The organism is Tepidimonas fonticaldi, from assembly GCF_007556755.1.
Taxonomy (GTDB): Bacteria; Pseudomonadota; Gammaproteobacteria; order Burkholderiales; family Burkholderiaceae_C; genus Tepidimonas; species Tepidimonas fonticaldi.
This window is the reverse complement of sequence record NZ_VJOO01000003.1, coordinates 89,663-112,048: the sequence shown is the minus strand read 5'-3', so window position 1 is coordinate 112,048 and position 22,386 is coordinate 89,663. Positions and strand designations below refer to the sequence as shown.

General features: G+C 73.9%; 22 protein-coding genes. 4 read left to right on the top strand and 18 right to left on the bottom strand.

Features of this window, described 5'->3' with window-relative positions; genetic code table 11:
- Window positions 1-10 precede the first annotated feature (10 nt).
- The 10 genes from Tfont_RS02785 to gspG are packed head-to-tail and all read right to left on the bottom strand — an operon-like array spanning window position 11 to window position 9,015.
- A complete protein-coding gene (locus Tfont_RS02785) occupies window positions 11-1,429 on the bottom strand; it encodes a GspE/PulE family protein (RefSeq protein ID WP_143968299.1) in 1,419 nt (472 codons plus the stop codon).
- Entirely contained in the window at window positions 1,426-3,564 is a 2,139-nt protein-coding gene (gspD, locus tag Tfont_RS02780; protein ID WP_143968298.1) for a type II secretion system secretin GspD, read from the bottom strand. Before gspD ends, Tfont_RS02785 begins: the two co-directional genes overlap by 4 nt.
- A complete protein-coding gene (locus tag Tfont_RS02775; protein WP_143968297.1) occupies window positions 3,561-4,364 on the bottom strand; it encodes a type II secretion system protein N in 804 nt (267 codons plus the stop codon). The genes gspD and Tfont_RS02775 overlap by 4 nt, the downstream gene beginning before the upstream one ends.
- On the bottom strand, window positions 4,361-4,858 hold the full coding sequence (gspM, locus tag Tfont_RS02770) for a type II secretion system protein GspM (RefSeq protein WP_082955409.1): 498 nt from the start codon (window positions 4,856-4,858) through the stop codon (window positions 4,361-4,363). The genes Tfont_RS02775 and gspM overlap by 4 nt, the downstream gene beginning before the upstream one ends.
- Entirely contained in the window at window positions 4,855-6,096 is a 1,242-nt protein-coding gene (gspL, locus tag Tfont_RS02765) for a type II secretion system protein GspL (protein WP_143968296.1), read from the bottom strand. Before gspL ends, gspM begins: the two co-directional genes overlap by 4 nt.
- Window positions 6,097-6,140: 44 nt before the next feature.
- Complete coding sequence (gspK, locus tag Tfont_RS02760; RefSeq protein ID WP_231960246.1) at window positions 6,141-7,091, bottom strand: type II secretion system minor pseudopilin GspK; 951 nt, start codon at window positions 7,089-7,091, stop codon at window positions 6,141-6,143.
- Window positions 7,088-7,696, bottom strand: coding sequence for a PulJ/GspJ family protein (locus Tfont_RS02755; RefSeq protein ID WP_068608496.1), 609 nt, complete (start codon window positions 7,694-7,696; stop codon window positions 7,088-7,090). Before Tfont_RS02755 ends, gspK begins: the two co-directional genes overlap by 4 nt.
- An 11-nt stretch (window positions 7,697-7,707) precedes the next feature.
- Entirely contained in the window at window positions 7,708-8,115 is a 408-nt protein-coding gene (gspI, locus tag Tfont_RS02750) for a type II secretion system minor pseudopilin GspI (RefSeq protein WP_143968295.1), read from the bottom strand.
- Between the two features lie 5 nt (window positions 8,116-8,120).
- Window positions 8,121-8,594: a prepilin-type N-terminal cleavage/methylation domain-containing protein gene (locus Tfont_RS02745; RefSeq protein ID WP_068608498.1), complete on the bottom strand. Its 474-nt coding sequence runs from the start codon at window positions 8,592-8,594 to the stop codon at window positions 8,121-8,123.
- Window positions 8,569-9,015 carry a type II secretion system major pseudopilin GspG gene (gene gspG, locus Tfont_RS02740; protein WP_143968294.1) on the bottom strand — a complete coding sequence of 149 codons (447 nt, stop codon included), beginning with the start codon at window positions 9,013-9,015 and terminating at the stop codon, window positions 8,569-8,571. The genes Tfont_RS02745 and gspG overlap by 26 nt, the downstream gene beginning before the upstream one ends.
- A gap of 23 nt (window positions 9,016-9,038) precedes the next feature.
- Between gspG and Tfont_RS02735 the strand changes: the two genes are divergently transcribed.
- Window positions 9,039-9,572 carry a type II secretion system protein N gene (locus tag Tfont_RS02735; RefSeq protein WP_143968293.1) on the top strand — a complete coding sequence of 178 codons (534 nt, stop codon included), beginning with the start codon at window positions 9,039-9,041 and terminating at the stop codon, window positions 9,570-9,572.
- Between the two features lie 55 nt (window positions 9,573-9,627).
- On the opposite strand, the gene ilvA is transcribed toward Tfont_RS02735, so the two are convergent.
- A complete protein-coding gene (gene ilvA / locus Tfont_RS02730; RefSeq protein WP_143968292.1) occupies window positions 9,628-11,211 on the bottom strand; it encodes a threonine ammonia-lyase, biosynthetic in 1,584 nt (527 codons plus the stop codon).
- Between the two features lie 283 nt (window positions 11,212-11,494).
- On the opposite strand from ilvA, the gene Tfont_RS02725 reads away from it, so the two are divergent.
- The gene (locus Tfont_RS02725) at window positions 11,495-11,947 is read left to right on the top strand and encodes an OsmC family protein (protein ID WP_068608506.1); all 453 of its coding nucleotides are present in this window, start codon (window positions 11,495-11,497) and stop codon (window positions 11,945-11,947) included.
- 9 nt (window positions 11,948-11,956) lie between these two features.
- Here the strand turns inward: Tfont_RS02725 and coq7 are convergent, their stop codons facing one another.
- From coq7 to Tfont_RS02695, 6 genes are all read right to left on the bottom strand, one after another.
- The gene (gene coq7 / locus Tfont_RS02720) at window positions 11,957-12,622 is read right to left on the bottom strand and encodes a 2-polyprenyl-3-methyl-6-methoxy-1,4-benzoquinone monooxygenase (protein ID WP_082955497.1); all 666 of its coding nucleotides are present in this window, start codon (window positions 12,620-12,622) and stop codon (window positions 11,957-11,959) included.
- A 22-nt stretch (window positions 12,623-12,644) separates the two neighbouring features.
- Window positions 12,645-13,361 carry a copper-binding protein gene (locus Tfont_RS15020; protein ID WP_143968291.1) on the bottom strand — a complete coding sequence of 239 codons (717 nt, stop codon included), beginning with the start codon at window positions 13,359-13,361 and terminating at the stop codon, window positions 12,645-12,647.
- Window positions 13,358-13,885 carry a cupredoxin domain-containing protein gene (locus Tfont_RS02710; protein WP_068608512.1) on the bottom strand — a complete coding sequence of 176 codons (528 nt, stop codon included), beginning with the start codon at window positions 13,883-13,885 and terminating at the stop codon, window positions 13,358-13,360. Before Tfont_RS02710 ends, Tfont_RS15020 begins: the two co-directional genes overlap by 4 nt.
- Window positions 13,869-15,329, bottom strand: a complete 1,461-nt coding sequence (locus Tfont_RS02705; protein ID WP_143968290.1) for a multicopper oxidase family protein — start codon at window positions 15,327-15,329, stop codon at window positions 13,869-13,871. The genes Tfont_RS02710 and Tfont_RS02705 overlap by 17 nt, the downstream gene beginning before the upstream one ends.
- Window positions 15,330-15,331: 2 nt before the next feature.
- Entirely contained in the window at window positions 15,332-16,678 is a 1,347-nt protein-coding gene (locus tag Tfont_RS02700; RefSeq protein ID WP_143968289.1) for a TolC family protein, read from the bottom strand.
- Window positions 16,679-17,225: 547 nt separating this feature from the next.
- On the bottom strand, window positions 17,226-18,437 hold the full coding sequence (locus Tfont_RS02695; RefSeq protein WP_260682233.1) for an MFS transporter: 1,212 nt from the start codon (window positions 18,435-18,437) through the stop codon (window positions 17,226-17,228).
- A gap of 181 nt (window positions 18,438-18,618) precedes the next feature.
- On the opposite strand from Tfont_RS02695, the gene Tfont_RS02690 reads away from it, so the two are divergent.
- The gene (locus tag Tfont_RS02690) at window positions 18,619-20,382 is read left to right on the top strand and encodes a long-chain fatty acid--CoA ligase (protein ID WP_143968288.1); all 1,764 of its coding nucleotides are present in this window, start codon (window positions 18,619-18,621) and stop codon (window positions 20,380-20,382) included.
- A 41-nt stretch (window positions 20,383-20,423) separates the two neighbouring features.
- Window positions 20,424-21,419 (top strand): acrylyl-CoA reductase (NADPH), encoded by a 996-nt coding sequence (gene acuI, locus Tfont_RS02685; protein WP_143968287.1) that lies wholly within the window; start codon window positions 20,424-20,426, stop codon window positions 21,417-21,419.
- Here the strand turns inward: acuI and Tfont_RS02680 are convergent.
- Window positions 21,409-22,254 (bottom strand): DUF2189 domain-containing protein, encoded by an 846-nt coding sequence (locus tag Tfont_RS02680; protein ID WP_143968286.1) that lies wholly within the window; start codon window positions 22,252-22,254, stop codon window positions 21,409-21,411. The two genes, acuI and Tfont_RS02680, sit on opposite strands and share 11 nt — an antisense overlap.
- Window positions 22,255-22,386: the final 132 nt, after the last annotated feature.

Here is a 22,386-nt window from a genome sequence, read left to right as displayed (position 1 = left end):
TCGGGGGCGCTCAGTCGCGCGTCACGCGCCAGACTTCCTCGGCGCTGGTGACGCCCTGCGCCACCAGCGCGTCGCCGGCCTGGCGCAGCGGCACCAGGCCGTGCTGCAGCGCATGCGCGCGCAGCGCGGCTTCCGGCGCACGGTCATGGATCAGGGCTCGCAGGCCCTCGTCGACCACCATCAGCTCGAACAGCCCCGTGCGCCCGGCGTAGCCGGCCTGGCCGCAGTCGGCGCAACCGGCGCCGCCGCAGGCCGGGCAGACCTTGCGCACCAGCCGCTGCGCCAGCACGCCGAGCAGGGAACTGGACAGCAGGAACGGCTCGATGCCCATGTCCACCAGCCGCGTGACGGCGCTGGGCGCGTCGTTGGTGTGCAGCGTGGCCAGCACCAGGTGGCCGGTCAGCGACGCCTGGATGGCGATCTGCGCGGTCTCCTGATCGCGGATTTCGCCGATCATGATGACGTCGGGGTCTTGGCGCAGGATCGCGCGCAGCGCCTTGGCAAACGTCAGGTCGATCTTGGGGTTGACCTGCGTCTGGCCGATGCCGGGCAGCTCGTATTCGATCGGGTCTTCCACCGTCATGATGTTGAGCCGCTGCGCGTCCAGGCGCTGGAGCGCCGCGTAGAGCGTGGTGGTCTTGCCGCTGCCGGTGGGGCCGGTGACGAGCACGAGGCCGTGCGGCTGCGCGACCAGGCGCTCGAACGCCTGCAGCGTGGCGCCCTGCATGCCGACGGCTTCCAGGCTGAGCACGCCGTCGGACTTGTCCAGCAGGCGCAGCACGGCGCGCTCCCCGTGGGCGCTGGGCAGGGTGGAGACGCGCACGTCCACCGCGCGGCCACCCAGCCGCAGCGCGATGCGCCCGTCCTGCGGCAGGCGCTTTTCGGCGATGTCGAGCTCGGCCATGATCTTCAGGCGCGAGATCAGCGCCGCGTGCAGCGCCCGGTTGGGCTGCACCACCTCGCGCAGCGTGCCGTCGACGCGAAAGCGAACGCTGGAGTGGCGCTCGTACGGCTCGATGTGGATGTCGCTGGCGCGCTCGCGCACCGCCTGCGTCAGCAGCGCGTTGAGCATGCGGATGATCGGCGCGTCGTCGGCGGCCTCCAGCAGATCCTCGATCTGCGGCAGCTCCTGCATCAGGCGCGACAGGTCGGCCTCGCTTTCGACCTCGCTGACGATGGCGGCGGCGGTGGAGCCGCTGCCGTCGGCGTAGGCGGCCTGCAGCCGCGCGTCGAAGGCGGCGGCGGGTTCGCGCTGCAGCCGGCACGGGCCGTGCACGCGCTGCGCTTCAGCCACGGCGGACAATTGCCCCGCGGGCAGCAGTCCCCCGGCGTCGGCGCGCACGATCAGCCAGCGCTCGCCGCGGTCCACGTGCAGCAGCACGCCGTGGGCGCGCGCCCACGCGTAGGGCAGCGGGTGGGCGGCGCTCATCGGGCGGGGGCGGCAGCGGCGGGCGCGGGCGGCACGGCGGCGCCGGGCCAGGCGGGCGGCAGCACCGGCGCGTCCTGCACCGGGTGCAGGCGGCTCGGCTCGGGCTGGGCCTGCTCCTGCACGCCGCGCATCCATTGATAGCGGTCCAGCGCCAGCGCGTCGCCGGCGCGTGCGTCGCGCACCACCACCGGGCGCAGGAACACCATCAGGTTGGTCTTCTTGCGCGAGCGCTTCTCGCTGCGGAACAGGTGGCCCAGCACCGGCACGTCGCCCAGCCCCGGCACCTTGTCCTGGTTGCCGCCGAACTCATCCTGCAGCAGCCCGCCCAGCACGACGATGCCGCCGTCCTCCACCATCACGGTGGACTCGATCGAGCGCTTGTTGGTGATCAGGCCGCTCGGGTTGCCGATCGAACTTGGCAGCACGCTGCTGACCTCCTGGAAGATCTGCAGCTTGACGGTGCCCTGGTCGTTGATCTGCGGCCGCACGCGCAGCGTCAGGCCGACGTCGCGCCGCTCGATGGTCTGGAACGGGTTGACCGCGCCCTGGCTGGTGTTGTTGGCGGTGTACTGGCCGGTGATGAACGGCACGTTCTGGCCGATGACGATCTTGGCCTCCTCGTTGTCCAGCGTCAGCAGGTTCGGCGTCGACAGGATGTTGGCGTCGCCGTTGGTCTCGAGGAAGCGCGCCAGGGCGCTCAGCACGTAGGTGCCGCCGATGCGCTGCGCCAGGCCAATGTTGAAACCGGACGCCGGCAGCTGGCCCTGGCCGCCGTTCTGCGTGGCGAGGTTGAGGATATTGGCGCCACCGGTGCCGAAGTTGGTGCCGAGCAGCCCGATGGCGCCGTCGCCGTTGCGGCCGATGATGCTCTGCCACTGCACGCCGATCTCGGAAGCCTTCTCGGCGCTGACCTCGGCGATGAGGCTTTCGACGTAGACCTGCGCGCGGCGCACGTCCAGCAGGTCGATGACGCGGCGCAGCTCGCGGTACAGCGGCTCCGGCGCGGTGATGATGAGGGCGTTGTTGGCGGCGTCGGCCTGCACCTGGCCGCCAGTGGGGGCTGCGGTGGCCGCCCCCGCGGCGCCGCCGGGGGCCGCGCGCGTCCCGCTGGCCAGCCCCGGGGTACCGGCGCCCGGGTTGGCTGCCGGCGCCGTGGCCGGAGTGGCGGACGGGGTGGCCGGCGCGCCGTCGGTGCCACCCGGGGCGCCCGCGGCGGCCAGCGCGGCGCGCAGCGTCGTGGCGAGCTGCGCGGCGTCGGCGTGGCGCAGGTAGACGACGTGGATGTTGGCCGCCGCGCTGGCGGCACTGGGGCGGTCCAGCCGCTCGATCAGCGCCCGGGCCAGCTGCAGCCGCGCCGGGTGGCTGGCGCGCAGCAGCAGGCTGTTGCTGCGCGGGTCGGCCAGCACCGTGGTGCGCGGCCCGCCCGGCGTGCGGTTGGGGCCGGGGGCGCCGTCGTCGTCGAGCAGCTGGCGCAGCCAGCCGACCACGTCGGTGGCGATGGCGTGCTTCAGCGGCACCACCTCCAGGTCGGTGGCGGTGCCGACGTCCAGCGCCGCGATGATGCGCGCCAGCCGCTGCAGGTTGTCGGCGTAGTCGGTGATGACCAGCGCGTTGTGCGTGTTGTTGACGGTGATCGGGTTGTTCGGGCTGATCAGCGGGCGCAGGATCGGCAGCAGGTGGTTGGCGTTCTCGTGCTGCAGGCGAAAGATCTGCGTGACGAGCAGCCCGTCGCGCGCGGGGGCCGGCTCCTCGGTCAGCACCGGGCCGCCGAGCAGCTTGGCCTCGGCTTCCGGCACGATCTTCAGGATCCCGGCCGACTCCACCAGCGCGAAGCCGCGCAGCCGCAGCTCGGCGCCGAACTGCGCCAGCGCCGCGGCCGGGCGCACCGGCGTCTCGGTGACCAGCGTCAGCGGCCCCTTGACGCGCGGATCGACGACGATGGTGCGGCCGGTGGCGACGCCCAGCGCCCGCGCCACCGCCTCGATGTCGGCATCGACGAAGTTGAGCGTGATCGGCTGGCCGGGGCGGATCGCCGGCGGCAGGGTCTGCGCGGCCAGCGGGCCGGCCAGCGCCGCCGCCAGCAGCGCCAGCGCCGCGGCGCGGCCCAGGCGGACGGAGAGGGTGGCGTCGTTCATGCGGGGTTTCCGATGCGCAGGTGGGCGCGCGCACCGTCGCGGCGGCCCAGCAGGTTGAGCAGGTTGGACAGGGCGTCGAGCCGATCGGGGTTGGCCTCGGCCAGCCCCTGCAGCTGCAGCCGGCCGCCGGGCCAGCCGCCGCTGGCCTGCAGCCGCAGGTCGCCGCGCAGCGTGGCCAGCTCGAACGTCGGCGCGGCGCCCGGCGCGGCCTGCAGCGTGAGCCGGTAGCTGCCCAGCGGCCGCAGCGGGCTGACGGCCGAGGCGACGTCGAGCAGCTCGACGGTGACCGCGGCGGGGGCGGCCGGGGCCGCTGCGCTGGCCGCCGCGAGCGGCCAGCGCAGCGCCGGCAGCGCGAGGTGCGCGCGCCCCTGCAGGCCGAAGGTGTTCCACGGCGCGCCCAGCGCCTGCAGCCAGGCCAGATCGAACTGCGCCCGCCACGGCTCGGCCTGCAGCCACCAGCCGCCGTCGCGGCGGGCCAGCGTGGCGCGCCACGGCGCGTCGGCGGCGGCGTCGGGCTGCAGCGTCAGGCGCGCGCCGAGGGTGGCGAGGTCGGGCGAGAGCGTCCAGCGCAGCCGCCCGGGCAGCGTCAGCGCCGCGCCGTCGCCGGCCACGCGCAGCACGCCGGAGCCGGCCCACAGCGTGCCGGCCGGCTGCAGCAGCCGCACCCGGCCGTCGCTCGCGGCGGCCAGCGCCACGTCGGCCCAGCGCGCCGGGGCCTGGACGACGCTGGCGACGAGTGCGCCGAGCAGCGCGCCGAGCACCGCTGCGTGCCAGGGGATGCGGCGCGCGCGCGCGCTCACCGGGCGCCTCCCGCGGGGGCGAGGCGCGCCTGGCCGCGCCAGAGATCGCCGTCGCGCTGCAGGTCGAGTTCGGCCACCTGCAGCGCCAGCCGCTCGCGCAGGGCCACCAGCCAGTGCGCCAGCGCCTGTGCCGGCACGCCGGCCAGCTCGACGCGCCAGCCGCCGGCTTCGTCGGCGCGCAGTTGGGCGCCGGCGCCGAGCCGTTCCTGGGTCAGCGCGCGCACCGCCTCCAGCGTGGCGGGGGAGGTGGTGCCGGCGTCGGCGGCGGCCTTGCGCTCGGCCAGCGCCTGCGCCAGTGCGGCAGTGCGCTGCGCCTGCGCCTGGGCTTGCGTCAGCCGCTGCGGCGCCTGCTGAAGCGAAAGCCAAGCGGGCCACGCCACGCCGAGCGTCCACGCGAGCAGCAGCACCCCGACCAGCAGCGAACCGGCATGACGCCGCAGCGGCGCCGGCAGGCGCGCGGTGAGCGTCGGCAGCGCGGCGCGGATCGACGTCATCGACCGGCCTCCGGCTGCAGCCGCCACACCGGGCCGCCTTGCTCGGCCACGATCAGCCCGGCGGCGCGCGCCGCGGCGCGCACCTGCGCCGCGGGCGGGGCGGCGTCCCAGCGGAGTTCGAGCCGATCGCCCTGCAGGCGCAGCTGCTGCGGCGGCGGCCCGTCCAGCGCACCCCAGGCGTTCAGCCAGCGCTCCAGCGCCCCGGGCGACGCCGGCCCGCCCAGCTGGGCCAGCGCCTGCGCGAGCTGGCGCGGCGGGTCGAGCAGCACCGGCACCTGCGGCAGCGCCGCGCGCGCGATGCGCTGGGTCTCGGCCTGCAACGCGCGCTCGGCCTGACGCGCCTGCCACGCGGCCAGCGGCACGGCCAGCAGCGGCACCACGACCGCCGCCGCCACGCCCCAGCGCGCCGGCGCCCAGGCCGGCTCGCTGCCGACCTGTCGCGCGGTGCCCAGCGCGCGCTCCCACCACGCCCCGCCGATGCGGCGGCGCCAGGCGAACTGCGCCACATCCGGCCCGTCGCGCCATGCGTCGGCCCAGCGCCGCGCGGCCGGCAGCGCCTGCCAGGGGGCCTGCGGTCGCGCCGCGCGCGCGTCGTCGAAGGCGGCCGGGTCGGCGGCACAGGTCAGTGCAGTCGGCGATGCGTCGATGCCCGCCGGGGCGTCGTCCTGCGGCGTGCCGGGTGGCAGCAGCGCGTCGAGGTCGGCCAGCGGCACGGCGGCCACGCCGTCCGGCCCGGCCAGCACGGCGCTCGGGCTGCCGTCCAGCGCGTGCACCCACAGCACGGGCGCTGGCAGCGGATGGCTTTCGGGGAGCAGCCGCTCCACCGTCCAGCCGGGGGCCTGGACGGCGGCCACCGCGGCCTGCAGGCGCTCGTCGCGCACGGTGGCGACCCAGGTGCGGCCCTGCGGCGCCGCCGGCCCGAGCGCCCAGTGCAGCCGCTCGGGCTCGTCCAGCAGGTCGTCCTCCAGCAGACCGGCCAGCGCCTGCGGCGAGCGGGCGCCGCGGCCGGCCGGCAGCGCCACCGCATGCCACGCCAGCCAGCCGGTCGGCACGACGAGCGCGACGCGCTCGCGCCCGCCGAGGGCGGCCAGCCCCTCGGCCGGGGCACGCCCCTGCGCCAGCACCGTGCCGGCCTCGTCCACGCGCGCCCAGTGCCAGGCGGCCGGGGCCGCCTCGGCCGTCGCGCCGGCGGGGGCGGCGACGGTGGTGCAGCGGTCTACGGGGCGCAGGATCAGCATCGGTCGGGCGGGCGGCGTCGGGGCGCGGCAAGCATAGCACCGCCTCAAGGCGCAGCCGGGGTCGCGGCCGCCACGCCGCGCTGGCGCCACAGCACCTCCACGCGCGGGCCATCGCGGCGCAGCAGCGCGGTCTGCTGCACGGTCAGTTCGCCCAGCCGCAGCTGCCCGGTGACGAGGAAGTGGCGGCTGGCCACGCCCAGCAGCGTCGGCTGCCACGACGCCGCCAGGCGCGGCAGCGCTTCCACGAGCGCCTCGGCGCGCTCGAGCGGGCGCTGGCTGCGCAGGGTCAGCAGGCGCTGCGCCTCGGCGGCGTCCAGCCCGGCGACCGCGGCGCGCAGTACCAGCGGCCCGGCGGTGTTGAGGTTGACCGGAGTCGGCTCCGGCAGCCAGACGGTGTGCGGGGCCAGCCGCGCCCAGCTCGCGGCGCTCAGCCCCAGCGCCTGCAGATCCTCGGCGCGCTCGGGTGGAGGGTGGCGGGCCGGGCTTTGCGCCCCGGCCGGCCAGGCCTGCCGCAGCGCCTCGGCCACCGCACGCAGCTCGTCGGCCGGCAGCTCCAGCAGGCCATAGAGCCGCTCGAACGCCGCCAGCGCCGTGGGGTTGAGGCGCGGCGTGGCGCCTGTGACGTCGATCAGGTTGCGCCAGTTGAGGCGTGCCTGCGCGTCTTCGATGCGGCCGGCCAGCCAGGCCTCGTCCAGCACGTCGGCGCCGTCGTCGGCGCTGGCGCGCAGGAAGGTGGACAGCCTAGTCGGCTGCAGCGGCACCGCCCACGGTTCGGCCAGGTGGTCGGTGCGCGAGGCGCGGCCGTCCTCGCGCACGATCAGGCGCGCCCAGTCCAGCGCCCCGGTCAGCAGCCACGCGGCCTGCGCCTGGTCGCGCGCGGCGCGCTCCACGGCCCAGGCGCGCCACTGCAAGCTCCAGGCGGCAGCCCCCAGCGTGGCCACCACCGCCATCAGCATCAGCGCCATCAGCAGCGCTGCGCCGCGCGTCCGCGTCACGACTTGCCCCCGGCGACGCGGGCCGAGGCCCAGTCCAGCGTCAGCGCGCCGTCGAAGCCGGCGCCCGCGGCGGGTACCAGCACCAGCCGCACGGCGGCGGGCGGCACGCCTTCGGCGCCGTCGGCGTTCCACTGCGCGCCGTCCCACACCCGGATCTCGGCGCTGGCAATGGCCACGGTGCGCACGCCTTCGGCGCGCACGCGCTGCGGCGCCTGCACCCACGCCTGCGCCAGCGCCTCCCGCGTGGCCAGCGGCGGCGACTGCCAGCGCGCCCAGCGCCCGCCGCCGTCCACCGCGGCCCACGCCACCACCTGCCAGCCGGCGCCGTCGGCGGCGTGGCGCAGCAGGCGCACCGTGCCGCCCTGCAGCGACCAGGCCGGCGGCGGGTCGATGGCGCCGTCCACCGGCATCACCATCTGGTCGAGGTCGAGCTGCCACTGCGCCAGCACGTCGGCCCAGCCGAGCTGCGCGGCGCTGCGCGCCTCGGTGGCCTCGCGCACGCGCAGCAGCCCGTCCAGCGCGCGCCAGCCGAGCGTGGCCAGCAGCGCCAGCACCGCCAGCGCGGTCAGCAGCTCGATCAGCGTCAGGCCCCGGGCGCGGCGCATCGTCGGCCCCGTCAGTGCCGGCCGAGCACGGTGGTCAGCCGCGTCAGCACGAGGTCGCTGCCGGCTGGCCGCACCCGCACCTCGACGCGGCGAAAGCTCGGGTTCGGCGTCGGGTCGATGGCGATCTGCACCGTGTGCTCCACGCCGCCCTGCGTGCAGGAGAGCTCGCGCGTGCCGGGGGGCGGGAAGGCCGGCTCCAGCCGCAGCACGACCTGCGCGTTGTGTGCGCACAGCTGCGCCAGCCACTGGGCCGGCTGGCGCTCGGCGGTGCGCAGCAGGGCCTGGCCGGCCTGCTGGGCGGCCAGCGCCGCGGTGGCGACGATGGCCAGCGCCACCAGCACCTCCACCAGCGTGAAGCCGCCGGGGCGCCGGCGGGGCGGAACGCCCGGGCGGGGGGCTGCGGCGGATGCGGGCGCCATGCGGTTCACTCCACGCGCACCGCGCCCCAGCCGTCGAAGGCCAGCGTGCGCGTGCGCTCGCCGTGGCGCAGCGTCAACCGCCACGGCGGGCCCATGGGTTCGGTCCCGAGCGAGAGCGCCGGCTGCGGCGGCTCCAGCGTCAGCGCCACGTCCTCCAGGGGCCACGGGCGCGCGCGCGGCAGCTCGGGCAGGGCCGCCTCCGGCAGGCCGCGCCAGCGCAGGCCCTGGGCGTCCCAGGCCAGCTCAGCGCGGGTGCCGCCGGCGCGCGCCAGTGCCCGCACGGCCTCGATCTGGTCGCGCAGCCCGGTCGCCAGCCGGTCCAGCCGCCGGTCGGCGTCGCCGCGCCACGCCTGCACCACGCCGACGCTGGCGATGCCGACGATGGCCAGCACCACCAGCAGCTCCAGCAGCGTCAGCCCGCGCGGGCGCCGCGCGGCCCCGGCGGGCGCGGGGTCACTGCCAGCTGCCGATGTCGGCATCGTTGCCCTCGCCGCCGGGCTGGCCGTCGGCGCCGAGCGAGAACACGTCCACCTCGCCGTAGGCGCCGGGGTTGAGGTACTGATAAGGGCGGCCCCAGGGGTCGTTCGGCAGCTTGTCGAGGTAGGGGCGCCAGTTCGGCGCCGGGGGGCCGGAGGCCGGCCGCTGCACCAGCGCCTGCAGGCCCTGCTCCTGCGAGGGGTAGCGCTGGTTGTCCAGCCGGTAGAGCTTGAGCGCCTGCATCAGATTGGCCACGTCGGCCCGTGCGGCGGTGACGCGCGACTCGTCGGCGCGGCCGATGACGTTGGGCACGATCAGCGCCGCCAGCACCCCGATGATGACGAGGATGACCAGCAGCTCGATCAGCGTGAAGCCCCGCAGGACGCGGCGGGCGGGGGGCGCGGGCGCGCAGGCGGATGTCATGCCAACGATGATAATGCAGCCCCATGACGCCGCCCGCCGCTCCCCCTGTCCGCCCGCCGCCCGGCCGCCGCCGCGCGCGCGGGCGGGCGCGGCTGCCGGCGCTGGCCGCGCTGCTCGCGTGGGGGGTGGCCGGCTGGCTCGCGGCGGCATGGGGATGGCGGCTGTGGGGGCAGGCGCAGGGCGTGGCGCCTGCGGCGCCGCCGCCGTCGTCGGCCCCGGTCGCTCAGGCGGAGACGATGGCGCGGGCGCTGGGCGGTGGGGAGGGTCTTGCCGCCACCCCGCCGCCGGCGCCGGCCGCCGTCGCCGCCACCGGCGCGGCGTGGCGCCTGCTGGGCCTGGTGGCCGATGGCGGAGGACGGGGTGCCGCGCTGCTCGTCACCGATGGCCAGCCGGCCAAGCCGTACCGCGCGGGCGCGGCGCTGCCGGATGGCTGGCGCGTGCAGCGCATCGAGCGCGACGGGGTGTGGCTGAGCCCGCCGCAGGGCGGCGAGGCGGTGCGACTGCCCGCCCCGGTGCGGCCGGCGGCACCGGCTGCGGCGCCGCCGGCCGGCGGTTGAGGCGGTCGTCAGCCCGCGCTTCGCAGCCGCCCGACGGGCGAGGGTGCCGACCCCCTCACCCCCGCAGGAACAGCCGGTAGACCGGGTTGTCGGTCTCCTCGACGTAGGGGTAGCCGAGCTCGCGCAGGAAGCGCTCGAACGCTTTGCCGTCCTTGGGCGGCACCTGCAGGCCGACCAGGATGCGGCCGTAGTCGGCGCCCTGGTTGCGGTAGTGGAACAGGCTGATGTTCCAGCTCGGGCGCATCAGCGTCAGGAACTTCAGCAGCGCGCCGGGCCGCTCCGGGAAGATGAAGCGCAGCAGCCGCTCGTCCTGCGCCAGCGGCGAGTGGCCGCCAACCATGTGGCGGATGTGCTCCTGCGCCAGGTCGTCGTGCGTGAGGTCCAGGGTCGCGAAGCCCTGCCGCTCGAAGGCGGCGGCGATCTTGGCGCTTTCACCCTTGCCGTGGGTGGTGAGCCCCACGAACACGTGCGCCACCCTGGCGTCGTGGATGCGGTAGTTGAACTCGGTGACGTTGCGCGGGCCGCCGGGCAGCGAGCCGATGGCCTGCAAAAAGCGCAGAAAGCTGCCGCGCTCCTCGGGGATGGTGACGGCGAACAGCGCCTCGCGCTCCTCGCCGACCTCGGCACGCTCGGCGACGAAGCGCAGCCGGTCGAAGTTCATGTTGGCGCCGCACAGGATGGCGGCGTAGGTCTCGCCGCGCGTCTTGTGCTCGGCGACGTGCTTCTTGATCGCCGCCACCGCCATCGCGCCGGCCGGCTCGACGATGCTGCGCGTGTCGACGAACACGTCCTTGATCGCGGCGCAGACCTCGTCGGTGTCCACCGTGACGTAGCCGTCGACCAGCTCGCGCGCGATGCGGAAGGTCTCCTCGCCGACCAGCTTGACCGCGGTGCCATCCGAAAACAGCCCGACGTCGGCCAGCTGCACGCGCTGGCCCGCGCGCACCGAGCGCAGCATGGCGTCGGAGTCGCTCATCTGCACGCCGATGACGCGGATGTCGGGTCGCACGGCCTTGAGGTAGTTGGCCACGCCGGCGATCAGGCCGCCGCCGCCGATGGCGACGAACACCGCGTCGAGCCGGTTGGAGCCCAGACCCTGCAGCTGGCGCAGCATCTCCATCGCGATGGTGCCCTGGCCGGCGATGACGTCGGGGTCGTCGAACGGGTGCACGAAGGTGAGACCCTCGCGGCGCGCCAGCTCCGCGGCGTGCTGCGCGGCGTCCGAATAGCTGTCGCCGTGCAGCACCACCTCGCCGCCCAGCGCGCGCACAGCGTCGATCTTGACCTGCGGCGTGGTGGTGGGCATGACGATGACGGCGCGCGCGCCGAGCTTGTGCGCGCCCAGGGCCACGCCCTGCGCGTGGTTGCCGGCCGAGGCGCAGATGACGCCGCGCTGCAGCTGCTCGGCCGACAGGTGCGCCAGCTTGTTGTAGGCGCCGCGCAGCTTGAAGCTGAACACCGGCTGCTGATCCTCGCGCTTGAGCAGCACCTTGTTGTGCAGGCGGCGGCTGAGGTTGCGCGCCGGCTCCAGCGGCGTTTCGCGCGCCACGTCATACACGCGCGCGGTGAGGATCTTCTTCAGATAGTCCTGCGGGGTCAGCGGGGTGGGATCGGGGCAGGCGGGGGACTGGGCAGGCATGGCGATTCCGGATGGGTCCGCGCAATCATACGGCGCACGGATGCGGTGCCCGGCCGACCGCAGCCCGTCGCAGCGGGGCTGGGCACGAAAAAAAGGCCCAGGCGCGATGCCTGGGCCTTGAACCACCCATAGAGGGCAGAGGAGACAACCGTTGCCGGGCCACGAGGCCCCGACGACGACACCGGTCATGCGTCGAGCGCGTCGTACAATGGCACGTATTATACACCGCTTATATTGCGGTGCAGCATGCTTGTCTGCGCCGTGTCGTTTTGGAGACAGTTGGATGGAATGCACCGTCACCTGGACCGGCGCCGCGGGCGCCGGCTCCAACATGGGTTTCGTGGCCGCGACCGGCAGCGGTCACATCGTGGCGATGGACGGGGCCGCGGACCCCACCAAGCCCGAGACCAGCGGCGCCAACCTGGCGCCCCGGCCCATGGAGCTGCTGCTGGCCGGAACCGGCGGCTGCACCTCGTTCGACATCGTGATGATCCTCAAGCGTGGCCGGCACGACGTGCGGGGCTGTCAGGTCAAGATGTCCGCCACCCGGGCCGAGACCGAGCCCAAGGTGTTCACCTCGATCCACATGCACTTCGTGGTGCACGGCAAGGGCATCCCGGCGTCCGCGCTCGAGCGCGCCATCCAGCTCAGCCACGAAAAATACTGCTCCGCCAGCATCATGCTGGGCAAGACGGCGCAGATCACGACCAGCTACGAGCTGATCGAAGTGGACTGACCCGCGCGGTCAGATCCGGTGTGCGACCGTCGTCATGACCTTGGCGGCGGCGCGCATCGCCCACTTCACGGGGGGCGGCAGCTCCACACCGCCGGCCTGCTGCGCATCGCGCGCATGGCGGATTTCGTCGGCCTTCATTTGCGCCACGATGGCCTGCGACGGATGGTCGCGCGCCGGCAGGCGGTCCAGATGGCCGTCCAAGTGGGCCTCGACCTGGCGTTCGGTCTCGACGACGAAGCCCAGGCTGATGCCGCGCCCGGCCAGACCGGCCGCCACGCCGATGGTCAGCGCCCCGGCGTACCACAGTGGCGCGAGCAGCGAGCGGCGGTCGCCCAGCTCGTCCAGCCGCTGCTGGCACCATGCCAGGTGATCGGTCTCGTCCTGCCCGGCGGCCTCCAGGTGGCGGGCGGTGCGTTCGCGCTCCTCCGGACGGCCGGGGCCCAGCCGGGCCGCCAGCGCCTGTCCGGTGTAGAGCGCCTGCGCGCAGATTTCGCCCACGTGGTTGACGCGCATCAGCGCCCCGGAGAGGCGGCGTTCCGACTCGGTCATCTGCGCGGCCTCGGCCTGCCGCTCGGCGGACACGGCGGGCGTCGGTCGCGCGGCGCGGTGGGGGGCGAACAACGTGCGCAGGGCGTTGTCGGCGGTGATCAGGGTGGCATCGATGAACGAAGTCATGACGCCCATCCTAGCGCAGACGTCACGGGGCCGCTTTGATGTCGGTCACGATGTAGGCCCCATCGGCCTTCTGCGCGCGAAACCGCACCCGTGCCCCCGGTTGCAGCCCCTGCAGAAGGGCTGGATCGCGCACCTGGAACACCATGGTCATCGGCGGCATGTCCAGATCGGGGATGTCGCCGTGGCGCACAGTGATCTTGCGCGCCGCGGTGTCGATGCGCCGCACCTCGCCTTCGGCCCAGCGGTCGGCGGTGGCCGCCGGGGCGGCCGACTGCGTCTGGTGGTAGCTGGCATACACCCGGGTGGAGCCGTCGCGCTGCACGAGCAGCACGTCGTAGGGGTCGCGGCGGTTGCCGTACTCGGGGCCGTCCATGCCGGGGCTGCCCACCGGCATGCGCGGCACCGACAGGCCCAGCGCCGCAGGCCGCTCGCGCAGCAGGCGCTGGATGTCCCCCGCAGGCACATGGCCCTCGACCACATAACCACCCACCCGGGCCGTGTGGCAGGAGCCGAGCGCCTGCGGCATGCCCAGCCGCTGGCGCATGCCGGCGTTACCGCTGTCAAAGGCCTGGACTCGAAAACCGTTGGCCTCCAGGTGGCGAATCCAGTCGTTGCAGCAGCCGCATTGGGGGTCTTTCCACACCTCCACCAGGGGGGCGGCGGGTTGGGCCATGCCCAGCCCCGTGCCCGAGGCGGCCAGCCATGCTGCGCCCCAGCGCATCCAGTCGCGTCGTTTCATGGTGTCTTCTCCTGTGCAGCGGGCTCGACCCGGATGCGGCCGACCATGCCCGCTTCGAAGTGGCCGGCGATCAGGCACGCAAACGCGAAGTCGCCGGGGCGGTTGAAGTGCCAGACGATATCGCCGCGCCGCCCGGGCGGGACATGGGCCATGTGCGGTTCGTCGTGCTCCATGCCGGGGTGTTTTTTCATGAGCTCTGCGTGGGCGGCGAGTTCCTCGGGCGTGCCGATCACGATCTCGTGCATCACCCGCCCGCGGTTGACGGCGCGCAGGCGCAGTGTCTCGCCTTCGCGCACGGCCAGGCGGTCGGGTTGAAAGCGCATGTCGTCGCCCATGCGGATTTCGATGGTGCGGGTCACGCGCGCGGGGTCACCCGCGATGCCCCAGGGCTTTTGCTCCGGGGGCAGCGCGGCGGCGCGGGGATGCGAGGCGTGGCTCTGTGGTCCATGGGCGGTGGCCAGCAGGGGCAGGGCCGACAGGCCGGCCAGCAGCGCACGGCGCAGGGGGTCAGTGGGGGTGGCCATGGTGTCCTCCGGTGGGTTTGCGGGCGTCGAAGGGGGCGGGCGTGGTGGGAGCGGCGGGGTTGGCATGGTGGCCATGGTGGCCATGGTGGCCGTGGCCGGCGCCCTGCGGCGCACCGGCCGGCGCCAGAGCGGGGGCCTCGGTCATCTCGACCGGGCGCGCCTGGGTGCCCGGCGGTTGGCGGTACCAGCCCGGGTCGCGGTAGTCGCCCGGGGCCTGGTCGCGGCGCACCTTCAGGGTCGTGAACATGCCGCCCATCTCGACCGGGCCGTAGGGGCCGGTACCGGTCATCATCGGGAAGGTATTGTCGGGCAGGGGCATTTCCATCTCGCCCATGTCGGCCATGCCGCGTTCGCCCATGACCATGTAGTCGGGCACGACGCGCTGGATGCGCTGCACCAGGCCGCGGTGATCCACGCCGATCATCGTGGGCACCCCGTGGCCCATGGCGCCCATGGTGTGGTGGCTCTTGTGGCAGTGCATGGCCCAGTCGCCCTCCTCGTCGGCGACGAATTCGATCTGCCGCATCTGCCCCACGGCGATGTCGGCGGTCACCTCCATCCAACGCGACTCCGGGCGGGTGGGGCCGCCGTCGGTGCCGGTGACCTCGAACTCGATGCCGTGGATGTGGATGGGGTGGTTGGTCATGGTCAGGTTGCCGATGCGCACGCGCACACGCTCGCCCAGGCGCGCCACCAGCGGGTCGATGCCGGGGAAGACGCGGCTGTTCCAGGCCCAGATGTTGAAGTCGAGCATGGTGTTGACGTTGGGGGTGCGCGCGCCCGGCGTGACGTCGAAGGCGTTGAGCAGGAAGCAGTAGTCGCGGTCCACCTCGGCGATCCAGGGGTGTCGGCCCTTGGGGTGCGTGACCCAGAAGCCCATCATGCCCATGGCCATTTGCACCATCTCGTCCGCATGCGGGTGGTACATGAAGGTGCCCGGGCGGCGGGCGACGAACTCGTAGACGTAGGTCTTGCCGGGCGGGATTTGCGGCTGGTTCAGGCCCCCCACGCCGTCCATGCCGTTGGGCAGGCGCTGGCCGTGCCAGTGGATGGTGGTGTGCTCGGGCAGCCGGTTGGTGACGTAGATGCGCACCCGGTCGCCTTCCACCACCTCGATGGTGGGGCCGGGACTGGCACCGTTGTAGCCCCACAGATTGACCGTGAAGCCGGGCGCAAACTCGCGCACCACCGGTTCGGCCACCAGGTGGAACTCCTTGACACCGTCCTTCAGTCGAAACGGCAGCGTCCAGCCGTTGAGCGTGACGACGGGGCGGTAGGGACGGCCGGCGCCGGTGACACCGGGCGGGATCCACGGCCCGGCGGTGTCGGTGCCGGTGCGGATGACGGGCTCGGGCAGGCCGGCCAGGGCGTGGCGGGCCACGGCGGCACTGGCCACGGCAGCGGTGCCGGCGAGTGCCTGCGCAAAAAATCGGCGGCGTTCCATGGTCAGTGGCCTTTCGCGGGGGTGGCGGGGGCATCGGCAGGGGCAGGCATGGCCCGTTCGCTCAGCGGCAGGCCGGCCAGCACGGCTTGCAGGTCCAGCCAGGCCAGCCAGGCGTCGCGTTCGGCGGTGACCGCCGCCTGCTGGGCGGCGATGCGCTCGCGCGCGGCGGCGAGCACCTCCCAGGTGCTGGCCAGCATGCCGTTGTAGCGCAGCAGGGTTTCTTCCTCCAGCGCCTGCAGGGCGGGCAGGACGCGGTGGCGCTGGCGTTCGGCCCGTTCCGCGGCGCGTCGGGCGTTGGCCCATGCGAGGTCGAGGTCGCCGTCCAGCCGGCGCTCCAGCCGTGTCAGCGCGGCGTGCGCCGCCAGCGCCTGGTCCCAGGCGTGCGGCCAGCGCGGGGCGGTCGGATCCCACCGCGGAGCGTCCGGCAGGCCGCGCGCGACGGCCTGCGCCCAGGCGGTCTGTAGTTCGTCCCAGGCACCCGGGGGCAACGCGGCGCGCTGCCGCTGGGCGTCGAGCTGCAGGCGGCGCCAGTCGGGGTGCCGCTCGCGTACCTGGGCGGCCCAGGTGGCGCGGACATCGGTTGCCGCCAGGCTGGGCCGCGCGGGCAGGGTGTCGGGCAGGTGGCGCGCCAGGGCTTCGGGGGATTCGCCGCCACCGATCTGCTGCCACAGCCGCACCACGGCCTGCTGTTCGGCCGCGATGGCGTGCTCCACACGCGCGTCGGCGTCCCACAGCGGCAGGGTTTCGCGCCCTTGCCGCTCGGCGCTGAAGTTGCCGGTCTGGCGCATGCGCCGGGCCAGCTCGGCTCCCGCGTCGGCGGCGGTGTGGGCGTCCTGGGCCAGCCGGCGCACCTGGCGCGCCGCCACCGCCTCGATCCAGGCGGCTTGCGCATCCCGGACGACGGCCGCCGCGGCCTGCGCCAGGCGCAGCCGCTCGGTCGTCCCCAACCCTGGGGTGACGAGCAGATCGGGACGCGCCAGCAGGGCGCGACGGACCACCTCGTCCAGGGACCAGGTGGCGGTGTCGGGCGCGGGTGCCGGGCGCGGGCCAAGGCCCTGGGCCTGTTCCCAGCGCAGGATGTCGGCGTGTCCGCGCGGGAAAGCCCCGACGGCGTCGTTGGCCGCGCGCCACGCGGTGGCGGGGTCGGTGGGGGCGTCCCCCGCCGGCGGCGGGCCGGATGGCGGGGCCGTTGGAGCCGTTGGAGCCGATGGGGCCGCACGGGCTGCGGGGGTGGACGTGCCGGGGGGCGAGCCACCGGGGTGAACATGGGGTATCTGGGCGTGCGCGGTGGTCAGGGCCGCCAACAGCAGCAGACCCCACCCACGCCGCCCGGGATGAGCACGGGGCATGAACGATCTCCGGAAACGGGACGGGCGCGCGGCGGCGCACCAGGCCGCCGGCGACGGAACGCGGGCCGGTTCAGGCGATCGGGGGTTTGTGCGGCGGGGCCATCGCCGGGGTCGGCGGCAGGTGCGCCTGGGTCAGGCCCCAGCGATGCGGGACAGGGTTGCCGAATGCCACTGTCGCAGGCGCTGCCATCGCCGTGTTGTGACAAATGTCACACAGGGAGCATCCCGCGTGGGGGCTCTGGGCCGAGTCGTGATCAGCCGTCCCATCCAACGGCGAGTGCGACGCGTGCCGTGCGGCATCGTGCGCGGGCGCCTCGGCGTGCATCGCATGGTGCGAGGCCGTATGGTCCTGCGGGGCCATGGGTGTGGCCACCGATGGCGTTGGCGCGTGGCAGGACTGCAGCGCCATGGCATCCGCTGCCCACAACCGCCAGGGCAGCAGAGCCCGCAGCAACCACACCAGTGCGCGACGCATGGCCGCCATCATAGCGGTGGCGGGTGTTCCGTGCTGCCGCGCCCCCGTTCAGCCCCACACGCCGGGCGCCATTCAGCGCGGGCGCGGACGCGGCGGCGGTGCCGTGTTGACCGCCAGGGTCAGCAGTGCCGCCGTGACGAAGACCGCGCCCAGCCACGCCAGCCGTTCGAACCCCAGGACGTGGATGGCCGCGCCGCCGATGGCGGAGCCCAGGGCCGTGCCGATGTAGACCATCGAGGCGTTCAGGCTCAACAGCAGGGGGGCTTGGGTGAACGCCAGCTCCGCCAAACGGGACTGCTGCGGGGTCATCAGCCCAAAGCCGCAGACGGTCCACACCGCAAAGGCGACGGCCGTCCAGGCCAGGTGCCCGGCTGTCCAGGGGACGGCGATCATGGTCAATAGCAGACAGGCCAACAGCAGCGCGATCGTGCGCCGAGGCCCCAGTTGGTCGGCCGCCCAGCCCCCGCCCAGGGTGCCCACCACGCCCGCCGCGCCGATGCCGGCCAGCAGCGCGCTCAGCCCGCCCGGCGTGAGCGGATTGAGCGCGAGCTGCACCGGCCCCATGTAGGCGGTCACGACGAAGATGCCCGTGAAGTACAGCAGCGTCAGCAGCAGCGCGAGCACCACGTCGCGCCGGCGCAGCACCGCGCCGATGCCGCGCAGCGAGGTCCCGCCGGCGTCCATGCCGGCGCGCAGGCGGCGGTGCAGCAGCCAGCCGATCAGCAGCGCGGCCGCCCCCACGCTCAACAGGGGCCAGCGCCAGCCCCATTGCAGGCCCAGCCAGGCGCCATAGGGCATGCCGAGCACATAGCTCAGGCTCATGCCCAAAAAGGTGCGCGACAGCGCCCGTCCGCGCTGCTCGGGGGCCGCCAACTGCACGGCCAGTCCGGCGGCAATCGGGGTGAACACCGCGCCCGCGCCCATCAGCACCCGCCCCACCATCAGCACCGTCAGATTGGGCGCCGCGGCGCCGAGCAGCGTGCCGCAAGCGAACAGGCCCAGCGCCCCCTGCATCACCCACGCCCGTGGCCAGCGGGCCGTGAGCGCCATCAGCAGCGGGGCCAGCACCGCGTTGGCCAGCGCGTAGACGGTCATGGTCTGTCCCGCGGCGCCGACGCTGACCCCCAGTCCGTCGGCCACCGGTCCCAGGTAGCCCGTCATGCCAAAGGCCCCAGTGCCGATCACGAAGTTGCACGCCGCAAACAGCCACAGCAGCCCCGGCAGGGGCGCGGCGGGCGCCGGAGCGTGTGGTGTTGGACCGGAGGAGGGCACGGGGTTGGCCATGGGGGGACATGGTAGTCGGCGGCTGCGGTGCGGCCTGGCACGCGGGTGACGGTGTGCCGGTCTCGCACGAGACAGGCCCGTCCTTGGCGAGCGGGCCCCGCGCTGTCTATGCTGCGCGCTGGCGGCACGGCCCCACCGTGCCGCCCCACGACTGCATGACAAGATTCGAGGAGACTGCCCGATGACCACCGCCGAGTCCGCGACCCATCCCCCCAGCGATGCCCCCAGCGCCGGCGACGACCGGCCGCATGCCCGCGTCTGGCCCGCGCGTGTGCCGCGGACCATCCAGCCGCCCCAGACCTCGCTCTGGTTCAACCTGGAGGTGAGCGCGCGGCGGTACCCGGACAAGGCGGCGACGGTCTTTTTCGACCGGGTGATGACCTATCCGGAGCTGCAGCGCCAAGCCGAGCGCATCGCCGCCTGGCTGGCCGCGCGCGGTGTGCGGCGGGGCGACCGCGTGATCCTCTTCCTGCAAAACTGCCCGCAGTTCATCGTCGCTTACTACGGCATCCTGCGGGCCAATGCGGTGGTGGTGCCGGTCAACCCGATGAACAAGGCCGACGAGCTGGGCCACTACATCACCGATCCGCAAGCCCGCGTGGCCATCGCCGCGGCCGACCTGGCCCCTGCGTTGTGCGCGGCCGACGCCGCCCTGCCGCCCGAGCAGCGCCTGCGCGACCTGCTGGTGCTGCACTACCGCGATGCGATGCCCGACGATGCCTTCGACGGCGAGGCCGTGCCCCCCGCGTGGCGCGAGTGGCTGGCCACGCGCCACCCCCTGCCCACGCTGACGCATGGCCAAGTGGCAGATTGGGCGCAGGCCCTGGCCTGCACCGATCCCCTGCCGCCGCACGAGGTGGGGCCGGACGATCTGGCCGTGCTGCCTTACACCAGCGGCACCACCGGGCTGCCCAAGGGTTGCATGCATCCGCACCGCACGCTGATGCACAACGCGGTGGCCGCCGCGGTGTGGACCAATGGTACCGCCGAAAACATCGGGCTGCTGGTGGTGCCCATGTTCCACATCACCGGCATGGTGGCCGGCATGCACACCAGCGTCTATTTGGGCGCGACGGCGGTGATCATGCCGCGCTGGGACCGGGATCTGGCGGGCCGGCTCATCTCGCGCTGGCGGGTGACGCACTGGACCAACATCCCCACCATGGTGATCGACCTGTTGGCCAGTCCGCACTTCAATCACTACGACCTGTCCAGCCTGGTGTTCATCGGCGGGGGTGGCGCGGCCATGCCCGCGGCGGTCGCGCAACGCCTGCTCGACCAGTTTGGCCTGCGCTATGTGGAAGGCTATGGCCTGACCGAGACCGCGGCCCCCTCGCACCACAACCCGCCGGACCGGCCGCAGCCCCAGTGTCTGGGGGTGCCCTTCATCGGCTGCGACGCGCGCGTCGTGGACCCCGACACCCTGCAGGAGCTGCCCCCCGGCGAGGCGGGAGAGATCGTCGTGAGCGGTCCCATGGTCTTCGACGGCTACTGGCAGCGCCCGGATGCGACGGCGGCCGTGTTCTTCGAGCACCGGGGGCGGCGCTACTTCCGCACCGGGGACTTGGGCCGGGTGGACGACAACGGCTACTTTTTCATCACCGACCGCCTCAAGCGCATGATCAATGCCAGCGGCTTCAAGGTCTGGCCGGCCGAGGTCGAGGCGCTGATGTTCCGCCACCCCGCGATTGCCGAGGCCTGCGTCATCGGCGTGCCGGACGCCTACCGGGGCGAGACGGTCAAGGCGGTCGTCGTGCTGCGCCAGGCGGCGCGCGGCACCGTCAGCGAGGCGGACATCATCGCCTGGTGCCACGAGCACATGGCCGCGTACAAAGCCCCGCGGCTGGTGGAGTTCGTGGACGCCCTGCCCAAGAGCGGCAGCGGCAAGGTGATGTGGCGGCTGTTGCAGGAAGCGGCTCGGACCGCCGCGCCGGCCGCGGCCTGACGTGCCAGAATTCCCCCGGACCATCCCTGACGGAGTTGCCTGTGTTCCAAGCCCTGCTGATCGACAAGACCGACGCCGGATACGGCTGCGCGCTGACCGAATTGGCCGACGACCGTTTGCCCGCCGGCGAGGTGACGGTGCGCGTGTCGCACTCCACCCTCAATTACAAGGACGCGCTGGCCATCACCGGGCGCTCGCCGGTGGTGCGGCAGTTCCCCATGGTGCCGGGCATCGATCTGGCCGGCACGGTAGAGGCCAGCGACGACCCGCGCTTTCAGCCGGGTGACGCCGTGTTGCTCAACGGCTGGGGCGTGGGCGAGGTGCACTGGGGCGGGCTGGCGCAGCGCGCGCGCCTCAAGGCCGACTGGCTGTTGCCGCTGCCCGCCGGCCTGACGGCGTGGGAGGCCATGGCCATCGGCACCGCGGGCTACACCGCCATGTTGTGCGTGATGGCGCTGCAGGCCCACTGGGCGGCGCAGGGCGTGGCGCCCGGTGCCGGTGACGTGCTGGTGACCGGCGCGGGCGGCGGCGTGGGCAGCGTCGCCATCGCGCTGCTGGCGCGTGCCGGACACCGCGTCGTCGCCTCCACCGGCCGCCCGCACGAGGCGGACTATCTGCAGGCCCTGGGCGCGGCGGAGGTGATCGACCGCGCGACGCTGGCGGCGCCCGGCAAGCCGCTGCAGAAAGAACGCTGGATCGGCGTGGTGGATGCGGTGGGCAGCCACACCCTGGCCAACGCCTGCGCCAGCACCCGCTACGGCGGCGCGGTGGCGGCCTGCGGGCTGGCGCAGGGCATGGACTTTCCGGCCACGGTGGCGCCGTTCATCCTGCGCGGGGTGACGCTGTACGGCATCGACAGCGTCATGGCCCCGCTGGCGCGCCGCCGCACGGCGTGGCAGCGGCTGGCCGCCGAACTGGACCGGGCGCTGCTGGCGCGCATGACGCGCACCATTCCCCTGGCCGATGCCATCGCCGCGGCCGACGACGTCCTGGCTGGGCGGGTGCGCGGCCGGCTGGTCGTGGACGTCAACGCGTGACGTCGCTGCGGGCCGGCGGCGCCGGCACGATGTGCCGGTAGGCGTGCCAGGTGGCATGGCCCAGCACCGGCCCCACCACCAGCAGCCCCAAGAAGGCCGGCAGCATCGCCAGCACGCACAGCCCGGTGATCCACGCGCCCCACAGGAACATGACCCCCGGGTTTTGCAAACAGGCGCGAAAACTCGTGAGGGCCGCCGACACCGCATCCGTCTGTCGGTCCAGGATCATCGGGATGGAAATCGCGCTGCTGACGAAGATCAGCCCCGCGAAGATGGCCCCAACGACCACATAGGTGACCAGAAACTCCAGGTTGTCCAGACTCAGCAGCGCGGCCAGCATGTTTTCGCTGGAGGGCATGGTGTTCATCGTCACCGCAAACACCACCAGCGAGGCGCGGCCCCACAGCATCTCCAGGATCAGCAGCACGCCGGCAAAGATGGCCATGGTGGACAGCGTGGGCCGCCACGCCCACAGCGACGCGCGCAGCGAGGGGCGGCGACCCTCCTCCAGCGCGCGGCTCGCGTCGTACAGCCCCAGCGCCAAAAACGGGCCCATGAGCAAAAAGCCCGCGCTCAGCGCCAGCACATAGGCCGGCGCATGCTGGAACGCCTGCCACAGCGCCTGCCCCATCAGCGCAAAGCACGCGCCGTAAAACAGCCCGATGCGCGGACAGGCGCGAAAGTCTTGCCAGCCCCGGGCCAGCCAGCGCAGCGGATCGCCCGGGCTCAGCGAGGCCAGCGGCAGCGAAAAAACCGACTCCCGCCCGGCCTCGGTGTCCGGGCGGTTGGTGTCGTGGGGGCCGGTGTCGGTCGATTCGGGGTGGGTGGCTGCCATGGATGTCCCTCCGCGATGGTGCGTGTCCTGCTCAGCATTTGATTTTTGTCAAACACCAAACATAGACCGCTGCGGCGGCGGCGTCCATAGCGTTTACCCGCAGCGCGGCCGAGCGGGCCGGCTACACTTGGC

Excerpts from the sequence above, each read along its gene's own strand:
- Tfont_RS02755 (WP_068608496.1), bottom strand. The coding sequence starts at position 7,696 with ATGCGCCGCGCCCGGGGCCTGACGCTGATCGAGCTGCTGACCGCGCTG.
- Tfont_RS02725 (WP_068608506.1), top strand. The coding sequence starts at position 11,495 with ATGGAATGCACCGTCACCTGGACCGGCGCCGCGGGCGCCGGCTCCAAC.
- ilvA (WP_143968292.1), bottom strand. The coding sequence starts at position 11,211 with ATGCCTGCCCAGTCCCCCGCCTGCCCCGATCCCACCCCGCTGACCCCG.
- Tfont_RS02695 (WP_260682233.1), bottom strand. The coding sequence starts at position 18,437 with ATGGCCAACCCCGTGCCCTCCTCCGGTCCAACACCACACGCTCCGGCG.
- Tfont_RS02700 (WP_143968289.1), bottom strand. The coding sequence starts at position 16,678 with ATGCCCCGTGCTCATCCCGGGCGGCGTGGGTGGGGTCTGCTGCTGTTG.
- gspG (WP_143968294.1), bottom strand. The coding sequence starts at position 9,015 with ATGACATCCGCCTGCGCGCCCGCGCCCCCCGCCCGCCGCGTCCTGCGG.
- Tfont_RS02680 (WP_143968286.1), bottom strand. The coding sequence starts at position 22,254 with ATGGCAGCCACCCACCCCGAATCGACCGACACCGGCCCCCACGACACC.
- gspI (WP_143968295.1), bottom strand. The coding sequence starts at position 8,115 with ATGGCGCCCGCATCCGCCGCAGCCCCCCGCCCGGGCGTTCCGCCCCGC.
- Tfont_RS02735 (WP_143968293.1), top strand. The coding sequence starts at position 9,039 with ATGACGCCGCCCGCCGCTCCCCCTGTCCGCCCGCCGCCCGGCCGCCGC.
- Tfont_RS02785 (WP_143968299.1), bottom strand. The coding sequence starts at position 1,429 with ATGAGCGCCGCCCACCCGCTGCCCTACGCGTGGGCGCGCGCCCACGGC.
- Tfont_RS02710 (WP_068608512.1), bottom strand. The coding sequence starts at position 13,885 with ATGGCCACCCCCACTGACCCCCTGCGCCGTGCGCTGCTGGCCGGCCTG.
- coq7 (WP_082955497.1), bottom strand. The coding sequence starts at position 12,622 with ATGACTTCGTTCATCGATGCCACCCTGATCACCGCCGACAACGCCCTG.
- Tfont_RS02705 (WP_143968290.1), bottom strand. The coding sequence starts at position 15,329 with ATGGAACGCCGCCGATTTTTTGCGCAGGCACTCGCCGGCACCGCTGCC.
- Tfont_RS15020 (WP_143968291.1), bottom strand. The coding sequence starts at position 13,361 with ATGAAACGACGCGACTGGATGCGCTGGGGCGCAGCATGGCTGGCCGCC.
- Tfont_RS02690 (WP_143968288.1), top strand. The coding sequence starts at position 18,619 with ATGACCACCGCCGAGTCCGCGACCCATCCCCCCAGCGATGCCCCCAGC.
- gspD (WP_143968298.1), bottom strand. The coding sequence starts at position 3,564 with ATGAACGACGCCACCCTCTCCGTCCGCCTGGGCCGCGCCGCGGCGCTG.
- gspL (WP_143968296.1), bottom strand. The coding sequence starts at position 6,096 with ATGCTGATCCTGCGCCCCGTAGACCGCTGCACCACCGTCGCCGCCCCC.
- Tfont_RS02745 (WP_068608498.1), bottom strand. The coding sequence starts at position 8,594 with ATGCCGACATCGGCAGCTGGCAGTGACCCCGCGCCCGCCGGGGCCGCG.
- gspM (WP_082955409.1), bottom strand. The coding sequence starts at position 4,858 with ATGACGTCGATCCGCGCCGCGCTGCCGACGCTCACCGCGCGCCTGCCG.